Here is a 20206-nt window from a genome sequence, read left to right on the forward strand (position 1 = left end):
TCTTCCTTCTTCCTTCTTCCTTCTTCCTTCTTCCTTCTTCCTTCTTCCTTCTTCTTATGACTATTCAAAAATTTGTTGTCACCGCCGACCAAATGCGGCAAATAGAAAACAGAATCTTTGCGGCTGGAATGCCCGTAGCAGCTTTAATGGAAAAAGTTGCACTCCTGATTTCTAGACGCATTCAGGTGCTTTTGAGGGAAGAGGGAAGTTCGGCAACGGATTTTGAAACGGATGAAACGGATGTAACGTATAGAAGGAAAAGCGGTGAAGGGCTAAAGATTGTTAATTCTCAATTCCCAGCTATTGGGGTGTTAGTTGGGCCGGGACATAACGGCGGCGATGCTTTGGTTGTGGCCCGCGAATTGCACTTTAAAGGATTCCCAGTAGTTATTTACTGCCCATTTTCTAAACTCAAAGAACTTACCAAAAGTCACGCTGATTATGCGCGTTCTTTAAATATTCCATTTGTTGAGAACATCGAACCGCTGAAAAACTGCGACTTTCTCGTAGATGGTTTATTTGGTTTTGGGTTAGAACGAGAAATCACTAACCCCACAGCCGCCGCGATTGATGAAATCAATAATTTAAACATCCCGATTTTTAGTATAGACATTCCGTCGGGAATCAATACAGATACTGGGGCTGTATTGGGTACGGCAATCCGGGCAAAACATACATTATGTTTGGGATTGTGGAAAATGGCTTTTCTACAAGACAAAGCTTTAGAATATATTGGTAAGTCAGAATTAATTGATTTTGATATTCCCGTTGCAGATATTGCAGCGATATTGGGCAATTTTCCAGCAATACAACGCATTACTAAAGCATCGGCAATTCAGCATTTACCATTACCCCGATCGCCAATTTCGCACAAATACACCAACGGTCACTTACTAATTATTGCAGGTTCGGCCCGTTACAGCGGAGCCGCAATTTTAGCCGCATTGGGAGCAAGAGCCAGCGGAGTCGGAATGCTGTCAATTGCCGTCCCTGAGTCGATTAAACCGATGTTGAGCAGTCATTTACCAGAGGCATTAGTTATAGGATGTCCCGAAACCCCAAACGGTGGCATTAAGGAGTTGCCGGTAGCAATTGATTTGGGTAGCTACGATGCGATCGCCACAGGGCCAGGTCTGACATTGGAAGCCGCGATCGCTGTAGAATCTGTACTGGAGTGCGATCGACCTCTGGTTTTAGATGCCGACGGTTTAAATATCCTCGGTCAACTCGGCACAGTTCCCATTTTGTCGGAACGCCGAGCAGTGACAATTATCACCCCTCACCCGGGCGAATTTAAGCGTTTGTTTCCCGAATTAGCCGGCCTCAGCGGCGATCGAATTGCCGCAACTCAAGCAGCGGCAGAGCTTTGCGGTGCAACAGTATTGCTCAAAGGAGCCAGAGTTTGCATAAGTTGGAAGGAGGATGACGGCGATTCCCTAGGGGATAGCTACGCTTCACGTACCCTTACCTATCTCAATCCCGAAAGCACCCCAGCCCTCGCCAGAGGCGGCAGCGGCGACGTTCTCACCGGCTTGTTAGGGGGATTGTTAGCAAGTGCGATCGCCCGTAAATCCCCCCCCCAAGAAGTGGCAGTAACAGCAGCGTGGTGGCACGCTCAAGCCGGAATCGCCGCAGCCAAAGAACGGACAGAATTAGGTGTAGATGCCTTTACTTTGACACAGTATTTAATTCCTACCTTGCGAGAATTACAGTGAGGGCGATCGGGCGATCGCTGTAATGCTCGCCCATTAGTGCGATCGTTCGGACTTCTGTCCTCGGATTTGGATAAGGACAGAAGTCATCACTACAAACCTCTTGATTTGGTTTGATCGTTCGGACTTCTGTCCTCGGATTNTCACTACAAACCTCTTGATTTGGTTTGATCGTTCGGACTTCTGTCCTCGGATTTGGATAAGGACAGAAGTCATCACTACAAACCTCTTGATTTGGTTTGTCACTCAAATGAGTGACACTCAAATGAGTGACACTCGAAAAAGTGACTGTGAAGCCATCAATCGCACCAGTTATACCTGAAATATCAAAGAGCACAACTTAAATATTGAAAGGAGCACATTATGTACACCGAAGAAAAAAGCACGAACAATGAAACAATGGCGATCGCCGCCGATACTACAGCTCAATCAAATTTTGCAGTTGGTCTAACAACAGGACTCAACAAACCCACTTTACAAATCGGTTCCACAGGTCAAGCAGTCAAAGAACTAGAAACTCTCCTAGCTCATTGGGGATATTATTTCGGCCCGATTGACGGTATCTTCGGCGTCCAAGTTCAAAAAGCAGTCAAAGGCTATCAACACCGCGTCTTCTTAATGGAAGATGGGATAGTCGGTTCTATAACTTGGCAAGCACTATACTCTGGTGCACCTGTGAATATGCCGACACTGATGAATGGCAGTTCTGGTAATGCTGTGAAAATTGTTCAAAATGTCCTGAAATTAAATGGATACTATTTCGGCTTTATTGACGGATTTTTTGGCCCGATGACAGATGTAGCAGTCCGCCATTTCCAACTCAGCAAGGGTTTAGTACAAGATGGAATTGTCGGCTACAGAACTTGGCACGCTCTTAGCAAGTTACCCCACTAAGTTGCGTTGGGTGCCCACAAACACCTTACCAGTTAGTTTGTAGTGAGGACTTCAGTCCTCATAAAAATCTGAGCACTTATATTCCTCACTACAAATACACTTAGCTAACTCAAATGAGTGACACTCAAAAAAGTGACTGTGCAGCCACAAATCTCACCAGTTATACCTGAAATATCAAAGACCACAACTTAAATCTTCAAAGGAATCACATTATGTACACCGAAGAAAGAACCACGAATAATGAAACTGTAGCTATCGTCGCCGATGCTACTCCTCAATCAAATGTTGCAGTTGCTGCAACCGCCGCACTGAACAAACCTACTTTACAAATAGGTTCCACAGGTCAAGCTGTCAAGGAACTACAACAGCTTCTCTATCATTGGGGATATTATTCTGGCCCGATGGACGGTATCTTCGGCGCCCAAGTTCAAAAAGCAGTCAAAGGCTATCAACACCGCGTCTTTTTAACTGAAGATGGGATGGTTGGTTCTATAACTTGGCAAGCACTGTATTCTGGTGCACCTGTGAATATGCCCATCTTGATGAATGGCAGTTCTGGTAATGCTGTGAAAATTGTTCAAAATGTCTTGAAAATCAATGGATACTATTTCGGTGCAATTGATGGATATTTTGGGACGATGACAGATGTCGCAGTGCGCCAGTTCCAAATCAGCAAGAATATACCACAAGATGGAATTGTCGGTGCTAAAACCTGGTACGGACTCAGCAAGTTACCCCACTAATCATCGGTTTAATTATTGATAGAATTTACGCAAAACCTCTATATGTAAAGTGTACAGTGTACTTTACATATAGAGGTTTTCGGACGGAAATTTATTATAAGAAACACAAGATTCAACTCCTCATTACAAAGACTTTTGACTTTGCAATTCCTCAGTAAACCGTATTGCTTTATATATATGAAAGAGCGCTGAAGCGCAACTACATACCAGGGTACGTAGTTGCGCTTCAGCGCTCTTTCTTTATAGATATATACGGTTAAATCTCGAACAATCTGACTTGCAAAAAATGCCTGTATTGCCTATAAAATCAGAAACAGTTCTGTGGAGTTTTTCCATGCCTCGATCTAATATTTTTCTCGCCTTCTTGTCAAGGAGGTTGAGCAATTACCAAAAAGAATTGGTTTAAAGCCCTTGCGCCCGATCGGGAGAAATTAAAATCAGACTATTCATTACTCTAATCCTCTTCCTTCTAGGTAGAGGTCGTTGTCATACCAATTTACTATGAAGCTGCATAGAACATAGACAAGCTGAAAACAAAGCCAGGTTTCGATTTTGTTACCCTGCGATTATATGCAACTTTATGTAAATTTGGTATCAACTGTCAACTGTCAACTGTCAACTGTCAACTGTCAACTGAACATTAATCATCCCTCCCAGAACGCGGACGAATGCGATTCAACTGATTAATTGCCCAGCGAGCTGTTTCCTGAACTTCTGCATCTGGATCGTCCGTCGCGCGGTGCAACAAGTGACTGATTTGATTCACCAATTCGTAAATCCGTGTCAAGTCGCGAATCGCATTTTTCCGCACTTCCGGGTTTTCATTTTGCAATGAAATTGACCAGGCATTATTCATGGGTTTGAGCGTGCGAATGCCAATTTCTGAGAGACTTGCCAGAATTAAACTGTACTGCTTAGAGTCAGAATTTCCTAATAAATTCAGCAACGGCTCAACGGCTCTGGAATCTCCCTGCTGCCCGAGTTCCCAAATTGCTTTGCGCCTAGAGGCCGGATTGAGGTGCTGCAAATCTTCAATGAGTGTTTCAATAATATCAACTTTTTGTCTGACTTCCGTTTCGGGAAGGGAAATATCTTTCTTCCGATTCGCTAGTGCATCGGCTCGATTAGTTGTTTCTGGAATATTGAAACCTGAGTCGCTGTAGCCGTTGTTGCGATTTTCGTCTGTGGCGGTGTCGGAATTAATTCGATCGCCCTCTACCCCTGCATCCTCGGATTCTGATTGCCCAGATTCCACGATAAACGGTAAAGGCAGATCGGTGCTCTCGATCTTGTAGCCCTTGGGGAAATTGACAGGGTAGGGCAATGCTGGTAGCGGTTTGAGTCCCCCAGAAGAAACCTGTTGCTGTCCCATTTCGTGCCTGTTTCTCTGAGCATCGGGATTGGTGAATCGAGAGTTTCTTTGGTTTTGGCGATCGCCTCGAACCCGTCTTCGCTTAGAATTATTTGACTCGCCACTGCTAACTAATTTCAGCATGATCGCTACTGCCGCTGCCGTGACGACAACTGCTGCCAAACCCAACATTAACAACCCCCGCTGGCGTGACAAAATGACAATTATATTGGAGATTGGTTTCGGGATTTTGGAATTAGATTTTTGTTTTTTAGACGGCTTAGATTTGTTTTTATCGGGCGCTGGAGAGGATTGTGGAGGATTGGAGTCCTGGCTGGAGTCCGGGGGAGAGTCTGCTTGAGCAATTTCTTGGGAAACAACCTGGTAGGAAGCAATGACAATCTGTTGCCTTCCCTCCGCACTGGGAATGAAGGCAGCGCCCAGAGAGGCAATGCAAGTGAACAAACATAAAGTGGAGCGGTAGTGCGCCATAAGACTCAATTGGGTTTTTGAGAGGCAACGCCGCATGACGAGCTTTAGTGTAACCATGAGTTAGCTCGATCCTAGCTGCTATGCGCCCAACTAACCTACAAATATCACGCCCGATCGCGAAAAATCATGGTTTGAGGTGGCAGCGAGCCGGATCTCAATCACGCAATTGCGTCAATAACGGCGGCGGCAGATAGGGGCATCTTGGAAAGTTGATTGTCAGCGAAGCATCAGCTACGTGCTGTGCAGACGCTGCGATGCCCGCGATTGTTGCTCGCTGCGGAGGCGCGTGCCATCACCTGTGAGTTTAACTGTTTCGTCGCTGTTGCGCCGCTTTTGTCTTCACTGTAACAACGTTTTACTAATTTAAAGACCCACAGGTAGATTACTCCTGTGGGTCTTTAAATTGGATTTTAGATTTTAGATTTTGGCGATCGCCCTAAAGCCAGCTTGCAGTATTCGGCAAAATCTACATATTTCTGCTTGTACAAGCGGTAACGCTGCACAGTGTAAAGCATGATTCCTTGTCGCACGTAGTCGAGGAACGAGCGTTTGATGCGCTGCGTGAGGAGTGAAATATCGTTATGCGGTGCTTCGCCGAGAATTTCATTCTCGAAGTCCAGAAGCGGTTGAAATTCCGCTTCTGACGGCTCGCACCAATCGTCGGAGAAGTCAATGTACATATTTAAAATTCCGACTGGTTGTTGACCACTTCAATTTCATGCGATGACGCATCTTGTAGCAAGAATCTCTTGTCAAAAGTCAGTCTCTGTGCGATCGGGTCAATCCCCAGTTTTTCTAAGAAAAACCTCAAACTTTCGTAATGTTGAGTGGCCTTCTCAATGTCTCTGATAAGGGTTTTTAGCGTGTAAGCTTTATTTTCTATTTCGAGTTCTAGCGCGCGGGCATTTTTTGCTAGGCGAGTCTCGGCGTCAAGACTAAGTAGCAATTGATCGATCTGGTCTTTCAACTCTTTGTAACCATCAGAAAGGTCATCTACGTCGCTGCTGACTTCGATTCTTCCGTCTTTCTGAAGGTTTTGCCAGTTGTCCTTTTTGTAGACGGGGATAGAAATCTTGATAAAAGCCATTGTTTTTCACCTGTTAGTTGGAAGGAGGAGAAGAAGCGATCGCCCTCGCTCAAAAAGCGATCGCAGTATAAGCATGATGGAAAGAATATGGGTCAACCATTTAGAAGCTTGCATCACCTCCCGGAGGCGCTCGCCCGCTCAAAAATGTTGCGCTGCGGGCGAACTTTTTAATGCGGTTTGCCCGATCGCCCGCAACGACAGCCATCGGCGGAAAACTGGGGGGTTTTGGCAAAGGCCGGCGAGCGAAAATCCCTGTGTCGGGCGGTTCGTCAGTGTCGATCGGGCGATCGCACCAAACGTCAAATGTGGGGATGGAAAAGTCGCAAGTGTCAAAACTTTCGTTAGCGCAGCCCTCAGAGAGGATCAGCATCGAGGAAATTTCCAAAGTGATGGAACTCGTTTCGATTGTTTCGATTGTTTCAGGCTCGTACTCGTCCAAACAAGGGGCCCATTCAACCATTGATGCTAATTCGATTTGAATCGGCTCCGTGCATTGCGAATCGAGCTCCGTGCATTGCGAATCGAGCTCCGTGCATTGCGAATCGAGCTCCGTGCATTGCTCAAAAGATTCGTCCCCAAAGCGATCGCACCAAGCGTCGTAAGCAGCCCAAAAACTAAACATACAATCGTAATCGTCAGGGTCGGGCGGCTCCTCAATGCCTGAAAGCTCAAAGTCAAGCAAGCTCAGTTGTCCGTCAGCATCGACTTTGAAGTGAATCTGCTCAGGCTGCGGTGGCGCGTAGCGAGCGAGGAATCGGTCAGAGAGCGCGATGCCGACAGGAATTGCTTCGGAACTGGGGGAAGTTTCGGTTTGCTTTAAAGCACTTTGGGTTACTTTTGGCTCACTTTCAGCGGCGGGGGAATCAGGAATGATGAGCGCTGAAGCTTTGAATAATTCCAAAAGTTGATGAGCGATTGATTTTTTGCCGGTTTGCTTTAAAGCACTTTGGGTTACTTTTGGCTCAATTCGTCCCCTGTCGCCACTGCCTCGGTTCGGAGGGCGATCGTCGGTGAAACTTGCTACATAGGCGTCAATCTCGGCGACGTGAGCCTGCTGGAATTCCTCAACGTCGAAACTGACACCGGGGGAATTTTCCACTGTTTGTGCGATCGGCTCAGGGGCCGGCTTGGGATAAACGATGCGGCCGAATTTGGATTCGATCGGCTCGGTAGCTGGTTTGGCCGGTTCAAAAAAGAAGGAGTCATCACTGGTTTTGGTGAGCGTCGTTCCACCTGCCGTCAATTTATCGCCTACGGAAAGAACTCTGGCTCCACCTGCTTCAATCAGTTCATCAATGGCTAATTGAAGGCCTCTATAGGGTGCGGGTTCTTCGATCGGCTCGGTGGCTTGAACTTCGATCGGCTTGATAATCAATGAGCCAGGCTCGACAACTCGATAAGATCTAGCCGCAAAACTTCTACGCCCACTGAGATACTCATCAGCGGGACCCGGGAGAAAACCAACAAAGTGATCCTCAGCGTCCACTACCCAACAGATATCAAAGTTGAAACGTGTCTCCTGGGCTTGAATTTCGATCGCCTCCGCAACCGGTTCGATTTCGACACCGGGGGAATTTTCGACTGTTTGTGCGATCGGCTGAGCAGCCAATTCATCATCATCATCATCATCATCATAACCACCGTAAAGTCGGCGGTTATTTCCATGTAGCCAATATCTAAAATCGGGGTTGTTGTCATCATCCTCTCGTTCGACCCCATAAAGCTCGTAGTACGCCTCACGATCCTCATCAATCTCAGAAAGAGGGTCGAAATCGGCCGGATACAGGCTGAATTCGCTAGCTCTGTCACAGGGGGGAATTTCTCTCACCTGTGTGATCGCCTCCGCAACCGGTTCGACTTCGACACCGGGGGAAACTTCCAGCAGTTCCAGCAGCGGGGGCTGCACATCGGCAATGGCATCAATCCAGTTTTGGCGGCACCGTCTGTCGCCCGCTGGGAGCACGTTAAGCTGCCAGCCGATTTCCTTCAATTCCTTAAAAGTCTTCTGTTGTAACTGTTCCAGTGTGTACATAGGTTAGGGAAAGGGCGAGTATGCAGTCTCGCCCGGTTATTGCAGGGTATGCAGTGCAGTCTCATAACAGACTATGGATATTATCATAGAGTCTATGATGATATAATGTCAACATCTCATATAAGACTTTGTTAATTTAGTGGAAATGTTATGAGCCAAACCCATGGTCAAAAAAGCGAAACAGAGAGAATACGGGGAAGTGAAAGTGACGAAGGCGTTCGGCTTGACGCCTACGGGAGCCAAAATGTTGAACGAATTGGCGAAGGAATTAGGAATCAGTGCATCTCACCTGATCGAGAAGGTGGCGAGGAGGGAACTGGGGCTAGTGACGCCCTTGGGGGAATCCTTGACCAACTGATCGACGATGCACAAAAGCAGTTGGTCAAGAGTTTGGAGTGCATCGTTTGGTATCAGTCAGAAGCGAGGGAGTGCGAACAGAAGCTCAACAATCTAGTCAAGCTAAAAGAATTGCAGGCACGGCAGAAAGAAGAGCAACAGCAATTAGAACCAATTAACCATCAAGAGGAGTCAAGTCCTGAATAGCAAAAAAGCCAGTATCCGTGTGGGGTGCTGGCTTTTGCGTTCCTAACGACTAATGACCAACAACTAATAACTAATAACTCAAAAGGCGATCGCCAAACAATGAACAAATCCCAACTAATTGATGCTGTTGCAGACAAAACCTCAACCACCAAAAAGCAGGCAAACGCCATGCTGGACGCCATTCTAGGCACAATAGTTGACACCGTTGCCGACGGTGAGAAAGTAGTCTTAGTCGGATTTGGCAGTTTTGAGAGTCGTAGCAGAGTAGCCCGTGAAGGCCGCAATCCCAAGACTGGAGAAGCACTTAAAATCCCTGCTGCCGTAGTTCCGGTATTCATACCAGGCAAAAACTTTCGAGAGGCTGTAAATCAATGATTGACACAGAAGAAGCAAAAACCCTATTAGGTGGCCCGAAGCAAGAACTCCCACACAATCCCCAGACGCCAGAGGAAATACTCGTGGCGATGAAAGCCGCGAGCGCCAACTACTACCGCGAGGCGATCGCCACCAACTGCCACACATTTATCGAATTCACCGGCCTGATTAACGAGTACATCAAAATCTGCGAGCGGAACCTCAAGAAGGGAGTTGATTTTACCCAGACCAGCGCTCACACTGATGGGCCCAGACTGCACGTAGAGCAGTGGGAATGTGACCACATCAACGACAAACTCCGCTGCATATTTCCAAACCTGAGAATGGTGAAACTAGACGACCTGAAAAAACTAGACGATTCCGAGAAGACTGCTACAGATAAATGAGGCTTTCATGAAGCGGTCACTTATCTGTAGCAGTACAAAGTGAATTTGACATTTGACAGCTAGGCTACTGATGCTGATAACTGCCCTAACAAGTAGTAATAAGTGGGTTCGAGACCTGCAAGATTCTAAGGGTAAGACGTGACGCTGAGAACGAGAGCTAGCGTGACACTTCGGAGAGAACGAAGCGCTAAACGCTGAGCGTACCTGCTGGCGTGACAGCCGGGAGAGACCGGCAATTAAACAACAACAAGGACGTTAAACTCATGAATCCAGTATTTTTTCAACTCTTGCGGACAATGCTTGAAATCTCCCTAAGCCAAGGCAACCGCTTGGCAGTGCTGGAAGAGGAAGAGTCCAGGGAGTCGGCAGAAGAAGCTGCAACGATTCAGCAAGCCCAAGCCCTGCTGGAACAGCTAACTATGGGCGTTCCGACAATGCCACCGGGCTTCGCACCTAGCGACATCTAAGTTTTCTCGAAAATTAGCCGATCGCCCTTTTGGGCGATCGGCTTTCACATTAAATTTTGGATTTGGGAAATGGTAACTGCTCAACTTTCACTGTTCGCCACTTCCCCAGCGGTCGGAACTCTCTACAAAGCCGGTGACTGGGTGAAGCTGCGAAAGAAACCATCAGGCGCCGCCGCTTGGGTGAAGCGAGGCGAAGTATTCAGAATAGAGTCCGTCCATCCCGTTGATGGGAGCATGAGGTTTTGGAATCCGCACATAAACGAATGGGGTTTCTTGTACCCCGACGAAGTTAGTCTCGTTCCAGCCCCAAATGATTCTGTATCAGAGGCTATCACCCCTGTCGAAGTTGATACAGAATCAAATTCCCCAAATGATTCTGTATCAGAGGCGATCGCCCCTGTCGAAGTTGATACAGAATCAAATTCCCCAAATGACAGAATCAAATTCCCCAAATGATTCTGTATCAGGGTGCAAAGCTATATCCACCTACCGACCGCGTGGCACGGCCCGTAGTGGCGAATACTTCCGATTCTCCTACCGCGATGGTTCGCGTATGCGCCACATTCACATCCGCGGGGGAAATACGGATTCGCCGATCGCGCAGGCAAGAGTTGAAAAAGTGCGATCGCTCTTGGCTGCTGGAATTTCAGCAGTGGAAGTAGTGGGAATGCTTCGGAGGTAGCCCCTTTTTACGAACGGTACGTAATCAGTGCAGAAAATGGCCGGGATACGAGACTCGCCGACTGATCCGCAACATTAGTGATAAATAAATTGGCTCCGATTACGGCCCAGTCAAAGCGATGTCTTGTTGCTCCCAGGCCATTTAAATTATTTGCCTGCACAATCGCTCCGGACGTTGCCCGGACAATGACCTGCACGGATACAATTTTGGCAGGGTCGAGTCCATGGGCGATGTTTACGCCTAGTCCTTGCTCGGCTGCGGTAGTACCCTCAATCAGCCTTGTTTTTATTGCCACCCCGCCGTCAAGCATCAAACCATTTGCATTGCCAGCAGTCTTCGTTCCAATATTTCCATCATGGATTAGCGCTGCGTTCAGTCCGTCGGCGCTTTGAAGACGAAGCAATTCATTTCCGTAGCCAAAGTGATAGAGGCTTACGGCTGATATCCCTCCCTTGTGAAAGGCAAGAATGGGGTTGCTACCGTTATCGGTTCTCAGTTCGAGGTGGTTACTACCTCCAAAAAAGCTTGTGTAAGTGATTGGCGGATTATTCTTTAAAATCCGCTGCCCTCCAGCCAGACTGAGGAATCCAGCCACTATTCTTGCCCACAGGCTAGGGTGCGGGTCAGTTTTTGCCTCGTGCGCGGCAATCGCCTGGGCTACTTCGGCGTCCGTCGCGGTTGTTGCCGGAAGATCCGCATCAGTAATCGTTTTCCGGTTCAAATCAATCAGTTCGCCCATTGATTAGATTAGCGTCCCCTCGGAAACTTGAAGAGAGGCCGTGCCTGACGCGGTGATAACAGAGATAACGCCTGTGTATCTAGCAGAGATAAAGTCTTCTTTCCAAAGGAAGCCTGAAGGAATCGGCGTGGTGTAAAGAGCCGGAGTTACTACAGATCCTTCCCTGAGGAAAACGGTGGCTGGGCCTGCGTTGTAAATAGAATAATTTGCCCTGTTCGCGTTAGCAGCAAGAGCTACCCCCACGGTTGTCGTGGCCGACACAGTAGCGACAGCATTGGCGCCGCGCAAGTCTTCGGAAATATTGACTACTGAGTTTGAGTTGACGTTGATTAGCATAATTTAGTTAAAAATTGGCGATCGCATTTTTTCGCTGTTCTTCTGAGATTTCGATATACCGGCTCAACGATGCAAGGCTGGCGTGTCCAGAGAGGGATTTAATCAGCCCAGGGCTACAACCGAGGTTGTTTAGCCGAGTAATAAACCCGCGGCGTGCCGAATACAAGGAATATCCCTGATTCTCAAGCCCCGCTTTCTTCAAAGCCCGCCGGAAAGCTTTATCGATCGCCTGCCGACAAAGATGGTCATTTTTGTGAACGCGAGACGGAAATAAATAGCCACTTTCCAAGCATTCAAAATCCCTAAGAATTTGTTCCAACTTGGGATGACAGGGGATTTCTCTAGTTTTCTTATCCTTCCTAGTCGTCGCGCTATAGAGTATTTCCGAGCGCACGATACGCCGGGATGGATTTACATAAAATTGAGAGACCTGGCTTTTTAGAATGGCATCTGGTCTCTCACCAGTGTACCAAGCAATAGCTAAAAAGACCTTGTGAATTTCCGTAAATAAATGTTTGCTGATTAGTTCGTAACTGGCTTGATTCATGGGCGTAGCTTGCCCAAACCTAAATATTTTCACTTGTTGCTGTTTTCTTTGTACTGTTAGACAATTGACAACCTTTCAACACCCCTCTTTAGTGTATCCACTCAAAGCCTTGTTGGTAGGCGATCGCAAAATATTAAGAAGTTGCTCTTTTATCTAAAAGAGCAACTTCTTAAGAAAAAGTTCAAGTTCAATCAAGTGTCAAAAAGTTAATAAACTAGAAGCATATTTATGTTTCCCAAAAAATGGCAGTACATACAGCCGGTACCGGTGCCACAGTAACTGGCGTTTCTCAATCTGCCCCCACTGGGCCCGCCAGTAAAGAGCGATATGTTTACGGACTGCTGGCAAGGCTAGAACAAGAGGAAAACAATTTAACTAAAATTGCCGGTCGCACTGATTCCGTCACAATTAGCGTTAACTTGTCCACAAAAATAGCAACCGTATCGCTGGTGTTAAATACTCAGGCTGCTGCTGCTGTCACGGGGCAGTTTACTGCAACAGCAACCCATTACTTGACAGGTTCCACCTTCACCAGCGGAACTGGTGGCAGCAGCACGGCGCCGAACTTGTCTCAGGCAGTCATGCAGGGAATAGTAGATTTAAAGTTGTTAGAGCTAGACCCTGTTAAAAATCCAAATAACGCCAGTAACCTCCGTCGGTGTCAGCTTGTACTAGCCTCTTCAGGCGGTACTAATTCTACGTTTAGCGCCGATATAGATTTTCCTGTGGAAATTTTACAGTTGCCCGGTGGTGGTTCTGTAATCGAAGGAAAGGACTGGTTTCTGTGAGCGATAATTCACTTAGCGGGACGAGAACTTTCCGGCGCTCAATCACCAGCGCTGACGGCGCTAATATTATTGAAATTCTCAACTGCTCTGAAACTTTTGCCGGATACGCAGCATTAGAGTCTAGTTACTATATCGAAAAAAGTTTCTATTTAGAAACACTCAGTGGCGCTATTTATCTTCCTTCTTTAATTCAAGCTCCTTTTCCCGAGCTGTATCCTGAGATGAATTCGGCAGAAAAAATAGCCGAAATGCTGAAAATAGAAAAAGATTATCCCTTTATTGGATTGCGCTTTCATGCACGCAAAGGCACGGGAGCGTGGGCAACCTTGTCAACCGCCAGGTTGCAAAATAAGGGGCGCGAGACAACGATTCCATTTGTAATCCCGTACCTAACTATTAACCAACTCAAACTACTTAGCCCTGATGACAGATTGGGAATTTCAATAATCAATTACGGCTCTGGTGTATTAGGAGCGGGCGATTATATTAATTTAGAAGGTGACTTTAGGTTCAACGTCGATTTAATAGCCAAACCAGTAAATAAGATTGTCGGCACTGCGATTCCTTACGGAATTAATATCCCCTCAACAGCCCCTACTAGGTTTAGGTTGGCTAATGCAAACAGGGCGATTTTCTATGCCACGAATACGGGGAATGCTGATATTTGGATTGCTGGCAATTCGAGCGTCGCGGTAGGTTCGGGAATCTACCTAGCAGCTAATGGTGGTGGCAATCTAACCGAGGAAACGTTGACAGGGGAACTTTGGGCGATCGCCGAAGGCAGTCCATCTCGCATTTCAGGAATAGAGGCGAGCTATGTCTAGTGTCAGCTCCAAATCATCGCTTTCCCCCAGCGCCACCTCGGGGTCAAGTGCGATCGACCTCGGGAAGGATAGCGGCGTCAATATGGGGGAGAAAAGCCAAACCTCTGTAAGTACCGGAGGAATTGGAGTCACCCGCGAGGTAGCAAATATTGGGGGGGTTTCCGTGACTGGTGGAGTCAGTGTTGATGTCAGCCCGATTCGCCTAGATATCAGTGGCAATCCCGACTATGAAGATCCTTCAAAAAGCTCAATTTCAATAGGTGCCGGCGCAGAGGTTCCGGGCGGGGTTTTGGGTGTGAGCGGGGGAGTCACAATTAATACGAGCACGGGGCAAGTAAAGGGCGGAAGTATTGGTGGTGAGGTAGTTGGAATTGGAATTAATATTTCTAAGTCTTCTGAAGGTGTAGGGGTCGGAATTTCATTGCAAATTCCGTTTACTCCAATTAGCTTTGAACTTGGTTTTGAGTTTCCCGATAAGAAGGAACCAACACCAACACCAACACCAACACCAACACCAACACCAACACCAGTCCAAATTTCGCCAAATCTCCCATCAGATCTGTTGCCAGATAATCCCTCTCCTCCTAAATTTGCAGTAGGGTGCAAGGTGTGGCAAAAAAGGATTATTAGATATGGGTCTAACACTGGTAGCATATCAAATACAACATTTGAAATCCCGATCCCCGATGGAATCGACTGGCAAAACTACGATGAAACAGTATCTTCAGACAATTATTTTACTTATCAGGAACCTCCTTACCATGACTTTCTTGCGCCAGGCTATTTTTATCGCTTATACCTGAATCCCGGTGTTGGTAAATCAGGTTTTAGCACTAATTCTGGCAGGTGGCTCCAAGAGACACAAGCATTGTGGGATGGTCTACAAGTAATGATTATAACTTCACCGGTTTACTCCTATCGTCCTAATCGTTTTGGTCAAATAATACAAATATATAATCTGAAAGAATTTTGGAAAAAGTCCGATGGGGGGTGGGAACTTTCCATAGAAACAAATTGCTCGATTGATTCATTGTGCGTCCCCGAATCTCCCAAAATTGTCATACCTCCACCTAACCCACCACCTAGAAAACAAATGGATGAATGCTGTCGCGATTCCATCAAACTGCTGCGCCAAATTCACAAAAGATTGGGAGTTAACAAATTTCCCGGTGAGCTTCCCAGTACAATTATTCAAGAAGTCGAAAAAGGCCAACCAGCAACAGAGCCAGTTCAAGAGAAAATTGAGGACTTTGCCGACCTCTTGATGTGGATGTTCCAGCGGGATGACGAACGCTGGGGTCAATGGCAAATTCAAATCGACGTAAAAGATACCGATTTGACAAAAGAAGGTGACCAAGGCAAACAGATTAAATTCCCGAACTTGGCAGAGTCGATAGCCGAAATGGAAGGGCAACTACTGAGCCTGCAAGCCAACGTAGCAGCCCTTGTGGCTTTATCAACTCGCAATTTGTGCGAGTCTGGAATGGGTCGGCAAGAAGCAATCAAAGCTTACTTGGCAAGCATGGCAATCGCAAAATACATGAACTTCCCTTATGATGAATCGGACATTGAAATGCCATCAACGTTTACCCCAAAAGCCGAGTCAATTGATGAACTCATCAAAGAAAGCATAATCCACGTCAAAGGTATTGAGTACACAAACAAAGAAACGCAGCGAGATATTTTATTGGATTTATTGCAGTCAGCAGCAATTACTAGAGCGGTACATTGGCGGCAAGTCGATCCTAAAAAAGATATCAAATCACAAATTTTGGAATCAATTAAAGGTAGCGCTGACTTAAGTGACAAGCTAGAAAATCCTTTAGCAAAGGAGGACGATCCGAGTAAACCCAAGCATTCTAAAGATTGGGAAGACTTCCTCGATCAGGTAGAGGATGGATTTGGCTTTGAGACAGGAATCGAAGACGCGCAAACCCCCTACGGTCGATCCAGAGAGCGCAGACCGCGCATCAGACAGATTGGCGACAATATAGGTCAGGCAGGTAAACCAAATGGCTGATGCAATAAAAAAAATTGGTTTGGTTTTGCGCGACTTGGCTAGTCGCAAAATGCGGGAATCTTCGACTGGTGGCAATATTATCCGCACTTGGTCGGCAAGCGCCACAACAACTTCTCAAGATAAAGGATTCCTAGAATCTATTTGGGACGGTGCGACGCGATTCGTCGGTTTTTTAGTGTCAGGAGTTGTTCAATTAATTTCGTTTAGCTGGACTAAGCTGTGGAGTTGGATTGTCGGCGGCGTTCAATTTATTGCCAATTTCAATTGGAATATTAGCGACGAAAGTATCGACAAACAAATTGAGGGCTTGTGGAATGCTTTCGGTGGCGTCTTGGGCGGTGCGGTAGGGCGGGCGATCGGCTGGATAGGATGCGGTCTAGTTCCGGCTGCGGCCATTATGACTTTCAACGAAGCGCTGGCAACTCACTTGCTAAAAGAAGTTGGCGAGCAAGCTTTAGATGAGCTACTTGATGCCGCTAGTGAGGTAATTCAGGCTGGCTTTAGGATGGGGGTGCAAGCTTCATTCTTGTGGCTCTACAAAAACGTTAGGGCTGCATTAAAGAATCCAGCAAACCCCCTGGGAATTGCTCTTAGAGGCTTTTTTGGAAGCGAAAAAATAGATAAATGGGGAACGGGGGAAAGTTGGACAATTGCAAGTGCTATTGAGAATGCAATTGAATCTATCCCCAATACTTTTTTGAGGAATTTTGTTGAGGAAGCTTGGGAAGAAGGAACGGAGGCCTGTATAGAAGCCGGCTATGCCGTCGCGGGCGGCATTGATGCTTGGCTGGCAATGCAAAAAGTGGCAAACAATTCGGTGCTTGGTGTCGATCGCACCATAGAAATTACTCCAGATAGATCGGTTCCCGACGAACGCATTGTCTTGTCTGGCCCTGAAGCCGTGATGAGGCCGACTGTGGTCAACGTCTTAGCAACTCACCAAATGCTGGGCAATCGTGACGTGGGAGTTCTTATCAATGGAACTCCTGTTGACGACTACGTGCGGCCGAACTTTCAAGAACGCTATCTAATTATTGAATTCAAAGAAAAGCAGCAGCCGCCCTGGGTAATGCCGGACGGCAAACGAGCTCGCAAGCGACAGGTGACAATTCCCGACGTTAAGCGCGACTTGACTTGGGACAAAATTAAGCTAGCTGCCAAGCTGTACACTAACGGGCAAAAATTGGTGACGGCGCAACTCAACAACGGCCGCCAGATGCAGGTTTACGCCAATACCGAAAATGAGGGCTTGAACAAAATCGAAGAGTTGTTGGCGCTTTCCACTGCCGAAATTGTACCGAATGGCGTTCGCGACTCGGGCTACACAAGTCCAACCGCCCGACGCAGGGAACAGCCTTACATCGTTTACCCGTCAAAAGCCGTTTTGGTGTGGCGGCGACGCTCTGACGACTTGCAAGGTCGGGAAGATTTGTCCGATCGCGTTTGGGACGAGCAGAGGATCGAGATGGATTTGTGGCCTGAAAATGAACCCATCAATTTACCCGTTCTAGGGTAGCTCAATAAAAATTTACAATAACCGCTATTCATTTATAAAACATTTTGTACAACCCTAGGGTTGTACAAAATGTTTTGTAGCTGGAAGCCACAAGCCACAAGGGTTTTAGGCATTGACAGATTAACGCAAATAATTACAATGAAAATAACCCAGCAAATAACTGAAATTTCTCAAAAAACATGAACGACATTACTCTTGCGGAAATGATTGCAGCCATTGAAGATGAAACTTTAAAAGCCTGGTGGGAACAAATCGGCAATCTTCCAGAAGAATTTACAATGTGTGAATTTTTCATGAAATCGCTGCATGCGTGTTCAACTGCGGCTGCACTCAAGAATGAAAATCAAGAAGTGGGGCAGAAAATTCTCGGTTATCCGGCAGCAATTAATGGGGCTGTAGAAACCAGCAAAAACAATCATTTGTTTTTCCGAAGAACTGCTTCAATCACTTCGCTGGTAGTGATCGATCTTGATGGTTCTATTCCTTCAAACGGGTAAAGTAACTATTGGAAAAAAATCAAATCAACAACTAAAAAATAATCAATGACAAGACATAGCTTTCTAGTAAAATATCGCAGAAGTGGCGCTGGCGGAACAGGTACTGATGACTTTCGGACAACTTGCAGTTGCATTCCCCGCGTAGCAGATTTTCTTGACATCAAAAGCAGAAGTTACACTCCGAGCCCCGAAGATGTGACAGACAGAGCAGGTTACACAAGAAGCTATATCAAAGCAGACGGAAGCACGGGGGAAGTAACAGTTCCAGCAAGTAAAGCGGTTTACCTAGCTTTTGGCCGTCCTAACGCAAGAAAGGTTTCTTTAACCACTGGCTTGAAAACAACTAAGGGAAATAAACGAAAATTATCTTTTACGTTTCCCTCATTTTTGACAGTTGCCGAAATAGCTGATGTTTTGGGCGAACTGATTCCCGCTACCAAAATTGCAACTACTGCAACGGTAGGGGCTGGAGAAATTGAGCCTTTTTTCTCAATTAAAGGCGGAAGGACTTATCCTATTGCCTCTGCAACTGTTGCAGCAGCCTCAGCAAATCCAGATGTTGCTACCACAGAAACCGAACAAGCAACTACTGCAACTACAACAAAAAGCAAGAAGAAAAAACCTAAAACTACACCCTAACTAACAAGTATTTGTATGGCGGTACGGCGATATGTACGTACCGCCCGAGCAATTGGAATGATACAAAGACGATTTCAAAGGGGTCGAGGAATTTCTAATTGATTAGTAAATGAGTCTTGACAACCAGTCTAATTGGGAAGTTATTTACAGCGGTACGCATTCTGCTGCGGTAGGGCTAGAACAAGGTATTGGCAGGATTTTGATTCCGGGATCTTTTTCTCAGCACATCATTAGGGCTTATGCCAGTTCTTCGGTGGCAAAGCCCCGCTGGTGGCTGGGAGGAACTTTAACTCAAGTATTGAATAATGGTAGTGCTCAGGTTGACTTTGAAGGGTCACGCTGGCAAGTGCCTCTAAATAGAACTACGCTAATTTCACTTCCTGAACTCACTGGGGAATATCGGATCAAGTTTGAGCCTGCGCCGTGGCACAAGCAAATTCAGTTAACCCTTGAAATTTACAATAGCCCATGAATTTTACTTCTACTTTACTAACGATTGATTTGGCTGTAGTAAGCTGCATTCTTGGGTTGATGGTCTTAGTCTGGAAGTCTCTAACGGAAATCCAAAAAGGGGCGGTTGCTGTTGCTAAGCATCAGACAGAAATAGAGAAAACTCTAGAATTTCACGAAAAAAGACTGGATAGTGTTGAGCAGTGGATTGCAGGAAATTCTGGATTGAGAGAGCGTTAAGAATGCCAAGAATTACTGCCAGAGCTTTACTCGCAGTTCCAGATCCAACTTTAATAGAGTTGGTTGATGCGATAGCTAAATTGTCCGAGGACAAAGGTTATTTGCAGGGAAAACAGGGATTTACAGAGACGATCGGCGAAACAGACTATTTGATTGGTGCACTGCGCGATCGCATTATAGAAATTCAAAGCAAATGACACCACACAAGCTGATTTTTACAATGCAGTTAAAACCTGCCACTGAGCTTTTGTACGGCAACCTCAAACTTGTTTATCCGGACGGAAAGCCGATCGACTACCTTGCAACTTCCGGCTGCGCGGGCTGGCAACAGCCTGGGGACGAATGGGAGCGTGGCAAGGGGCCGATACCGCAAGGATTCGATTATGAAATTCCTACAAGGCCTTATTGGTCGGACACCCGCGGCATAGAGGGGCTGTTTTTCCACATCACCCCCGATCCGGTTGTCTCTCCCGGCGGGCGAACTCGATCAGAGTTAGGAATCCATTTCGATGCCAACGTTCCCGGCTCTGCTGGGTGCATTGTGCTGAGAAATCGATCGGGCTGGGAGAAATTTTGTCAGAGGATGGAGGCGATGGCGCGATCGGGGATAAAACAGATTCCGTTGAAGGTGGTCTACGCGTAAGTCATTACTGGGGATTCATCTTAACGGGTACTCGGACAAGGGGGATTTGTAGCGGCAAGGAGAAATCTGGTTTTTGAGTGTATTTCGGGCTGCGACACCGAATGTTTTCAGTATGTTTATTTGTACCTAGTTAGTTAAGTTCAGTCGATCGGCATTTAATCGTGTTTCGCAAATCTGATATAAGATCGAGCTAAATTTCTCGT

The 20206-nt window shown here is 46.5% G+C and carries 26 protein-coding genes; 19 read left to right on the forward strand and 7 right to left on the reverse strand.

Features of this window, described 5'->3' with window-relative positions; all coding sequences use genetic code 11:
- The first annotated feature begins 56 nt into the window (after positions 1-56).
- The 3 genes from JGK07_RS07495 to JGK07_RS07505 all read left to right on the forward strand — a co-directional run bounded on the left by JGK07_RS07495 (position 57) and on the right by JGK07_RS07505 (position 3349).
- Entirely contained in the window at positions 57-1715 is a 1659-nt protein-coding gene (locus tag JGK07_RS07495) for an NAD(P)H-hydrate dehydratase (protein ID WP_293187065.1), read from the forward strand.
- A 360-nt stretch (positions 1716-2075) separates the two neighbouring features.
- A complete protein-coding gene (locus JGK07_RS07500; RefSeq protein ID WP_293187064.1) occupies positions 2076-2606 on the forward strand; it encodes a peptidoglycan-binding protein in 531 nt (176 codons plus the stop codon).
- Between the two features lie 212 nt (positions 2607-2818).
- Entirely contained in the window at positions 2819-3349 is a 531-nt protein-coding gene (locus JGK07_RS07505; protein ID WP_293187063.1) for a peptidoglycan-binding protein, read from the forward strand.
- 640 nt (positions 3350-3989) lie between these two features.
- On the opposite strand, the gene JGK07_RS07510 is transcribed toward JGK07_RS07505, so the two are convergent.
- From JGK07_RS07510 to JGK07_RS07525, 4 genes are all read right to left on the reverse strand, one after another.
- Complete coding sequence (locus JGK07_RS07510) at positions 3990-5192, reverse strand: HEAT repeat domain-containing protein (protein WP_293224217.1); 1203 nt, start codon at positions 5190-5192, stop codon at positions 3990-3992.
- 410 nt (positions 5193-5602) lie between these two features.
- Positions 5603-5872, reverse strand: coding sequence for a hypothetical protein (locus tag JGK07_RS07515; RefSeq protein ID WP_293187061.1), 270 nt, complete (start codon positions 5870-5872; stop codon positions 5603-5605).
- Positions 5873-5874: 2 nt separating this feature from the next.
- The gene (locus JGK07_RS07520; protein ID WP_293187060.1) at positions 5875-6279 is read right to left on the reverse strand and encodes a hypothetical protein; all 405 of its coding nucleotides are present in this window, start codon (positions 6277-6279) and stop codon (positions 5875-5877) included.
- A gap of 100 nt (positions 6280-6379) precedes the next feature.
- Positions 6380-8311, reverse strand: a complete 1932-nt coding sequence (locus tag JGK07_RS07525; protein WP_293224219.1) for a hypothetical protein — start codon at positions 8309-8311, stop codon at positions 6380-6382.
- Between the two features lie 150 nt (positions 8312-8461).
- Between JGK07_RS07525 and JGK07_RS07530 the strand changes: the two genes are divergently transcribed.
- The 6 genes from JGK07_RS07530 to JGK07_RS07555 all read left to right on the forward strand — a co-directional run bounded on the left by JGK07_RS07530 (position 8462) and on the right by JGK07_RS07555 (position 10764).
- Positions 8462-8854: a hypothetical protein gene (locus JGK07_RS07530; protein WP_293224221.1), complete on the forward strand. Its 393-nt coding sequence runs from the start codon at positions 8462-8464 to the stop codon at positions 8852-8854.
- 99 nt (positions 8855-8953) lie between these two features.
- Positions 8954-9229 (forward strand): HU family DNA-binding protein, encoded by a 276-nt coding sequence (locus tag JGK07_RS07535; protein ID WP_293224223.1) that lies wholly within the window; start codon positions 8954-8956, stop codon positions 9227-9229.
- Positions 9226-9615, forward strand: coding sequence for a hypothetical protein (locus JGK07_RS07540; protein WP_293205072.1), 390 nt, complete (start codon positions 9226-9228; stop codon positions 9613-9615). Before JGK07_RS07535 ends, JGK07_RS07540 begins: the two co-directional genes overlap by 4 nt.
- A gap of 263 nt (positions 9616-9878) precedes the next feature.
- Positions 9879-10082: a hypothetical protein gene (locus tag JGK07_RS07545; RefSeq protein WP_293205070.1), complete on the forward strand. Its 204-nt coding sequence runs from the start codon at positions 9879-9881 to the stop codon at positions 10080-10082.
- A 69-nt stretch (positions 10083-10151) separates the two neighbouring features.
- Positions 10152-10538, forward strand: a complete 387-nt coding sequence (locus tag JGK07_RS07550; RefSeq protein WP_293290798.1) for a hypothetical protein — start codon at positions 10152-10154, stop codon at positions 10536-10538.
- Positions 10513-10764 (forward strand): hypothetical protein, encoded by a 252-nt coding sequence (locus JGK07_RS07555; protein ID WP_293290801.1) that lies wholly within the window; start codon positions 10513-10515, stop codon positions 10762-10764. Before JGK07_RS07550 ends, JGK07_RS07555 begins: the two co-directional genes overlap by 26 nt.
- Before the next feature lie 7 nt (positions 10765-10771).
- Here the strand turns inward: JGK07_RS07555 and JGK07_RS07560 are convergent, their stop codons facing one another.
- Genes JGK07_RS07560 through JGK07_RS07570 form a run of 3 tightly spaced genes read right to left on the reverse strand, consistent with a single transcriptional unit; the run spans position 10772 to position 12386 of the window.
- Positions 10772-11503 (reverse strand): hypothetical protein, encoded by a 732-nt coding sequence (locus JGK07_RS07560; RefSeq protein ID WP_293224229.1) that lies wholly within the window; start codon positions 11501-11503, stop codon positions 10772-10774.
- A gap of 3 nt (positions 11504-11506) precedes the next feature.
- Positions 11507-11839 carry a hypothetical protein gene (locus JGK07_RS07565; protein WP_293187187.1) on the reverse strand — a complete coding sequence of 111 codons (333 nt, stop codon included), beginning with the start codon at positions 11837-11839 and terminating at the stop codon, positions 11507-11509.
- A gap of 7 nt (positions 11840-11846) precedes the next feature.
- Positions 11847-12386, reverse strand: a complete 540-nt coding sequence (locus JGK07_RS07570; protein WP_293187186.1) for a site-specific integrase — start codon at positions 12384-12386, stop codon at positions 11847-11849.
- 242 nt (positions 12387-12628) lie between these two features.
- Between JGK07_RS07570 and JGK07_RS07575 the strand changes: the two genes are divergently transcribed.
- From JGK07_RS07575 to JGK07_RS07620, 10 genes are all read left to right on the forward strand, one after another.
- Positions 12629-13174, forward strand: coding sequence for a hypothetical protein (locus JGK07_RS07575; protein WP_293224231.1), 546 nt, complete (start codon positions 12629-12631; stop codon positions 13172-13174).
- Positions 13171-13998, forward strand: coding sequence for a hypothetical protein (locus JGK07_RS07580; protein WP_293190388.1), 828 nt, complete (start codon positions 13171-13173; stop codon positions 13996-13998). Before JGK07_RS07575 ends, JGK07_RS07580 begins: the two co-directional genes overlap by 4 nt.
- Positions 13991-16018, forward strand: a complete 2028-nt coding sequence (locus JGK07_RS07585) for a hypothetical protein (RefSeq protein WP_293224233.1) — start codon at positions 13991-13993, stop codon at positions 16016-16018. Before JGK07_RS07580 ends, JGK07_RS07585 begins: the two co-directional genes overlap by 8 nt.
- Positions 16011-17534 carry a hypothetical protein gene (locus JGK07_RS07590; protein WP_293224235.1) on the forward strand — a complete coding sequence of 508 codons (1524 nt, stop codon included), beginning with the start codon at positions 16011-16013 and terminating at the stop codon, positions 17532-17534. The genes JGK07_RS07585 and JGK07_RS07590 overlap by 8 nt, the downstream gene beginning before the upstream one ends.
- A 179-nt stretch (positions 17535-17713) precedes the next feature.
- Positions 17714-18031 carry a hypothetical protein gene (locus tag JGK07_RS07595; protein WP_293185063.1) on the forward strand — a complete coding sequence of 106 codons (318 nt, stop codon included), beginning with the start codon at positions 17714-17716 and terminating at the stop codon, positions 18029-18031.
- A gap of 45 nt (positions 18032-18076) precedes the next feature.
- Complete coding sequence (locus tag JGK07_RS07600; protein WP_293185061.1) at positions 18077-18670, forward strand: hypothetical protein; 594 nt, start codon at positions 18077-18079, stop codon at positions 18668-18670.
- A 109-nt stretch (positions 18671-18779) separates the two neighbouring features.
- Complete coding sequence (locus tag JGK07_RS07605; RefSeq protein WP_293185059.1) at positions 18780-19142, forward strand: hypothetical protein; 363 nt, start codon at positions 18780-18782, stop codon at positions 19140-19142.
- A complete protein-coding gene (locus JGK07_RS07610) occupies positions 19139-19360 on the forward strand; it encodes a hypothetical protein (RefSeq protein WP_293185057.1) in 222 nt (73 codons plus the stop codon). Before JGK07_RS07605 ends, JGK07_RS07610 begins: the two co-directional genes overlap by 4 nt.
- Before the next feature lie 2 nt (positions 19361-19362).
- Entirely contained in the window at positions 19363-19557 is a 195-nt protein-coding gene (locus JGK07_RS07615) for a hypothetical protein (RefSeq protein ID WP_293185055.1), read from the forward strand.
- Entirely contained in the window at positions 19554-20003 is a 450-nt protein-coding gene (locus tag JGK07_RS07620; RefSeq protein ID WP_293224237.1) for a hypothetical protein, read from the forward strand. The genes JGK07_RS07615 and JGK07_RS07620 overlap by 4 nt, the downstream gene beginning before the upstream one ends.
- The last annotated feature ends 203 nt before the right edge of the window (positions 20004-20206 follow it).

Origin of the sequence: Microcoleus sp. PH2017_24_DOB_U_A, assembly GCF_020738205.1 — a bacterium.
GTDB lineage: Bacteria > Cyanobacteriota > Cyanobacteriia > Cyanobacteriales > Microcoleaceae > Microcoleus.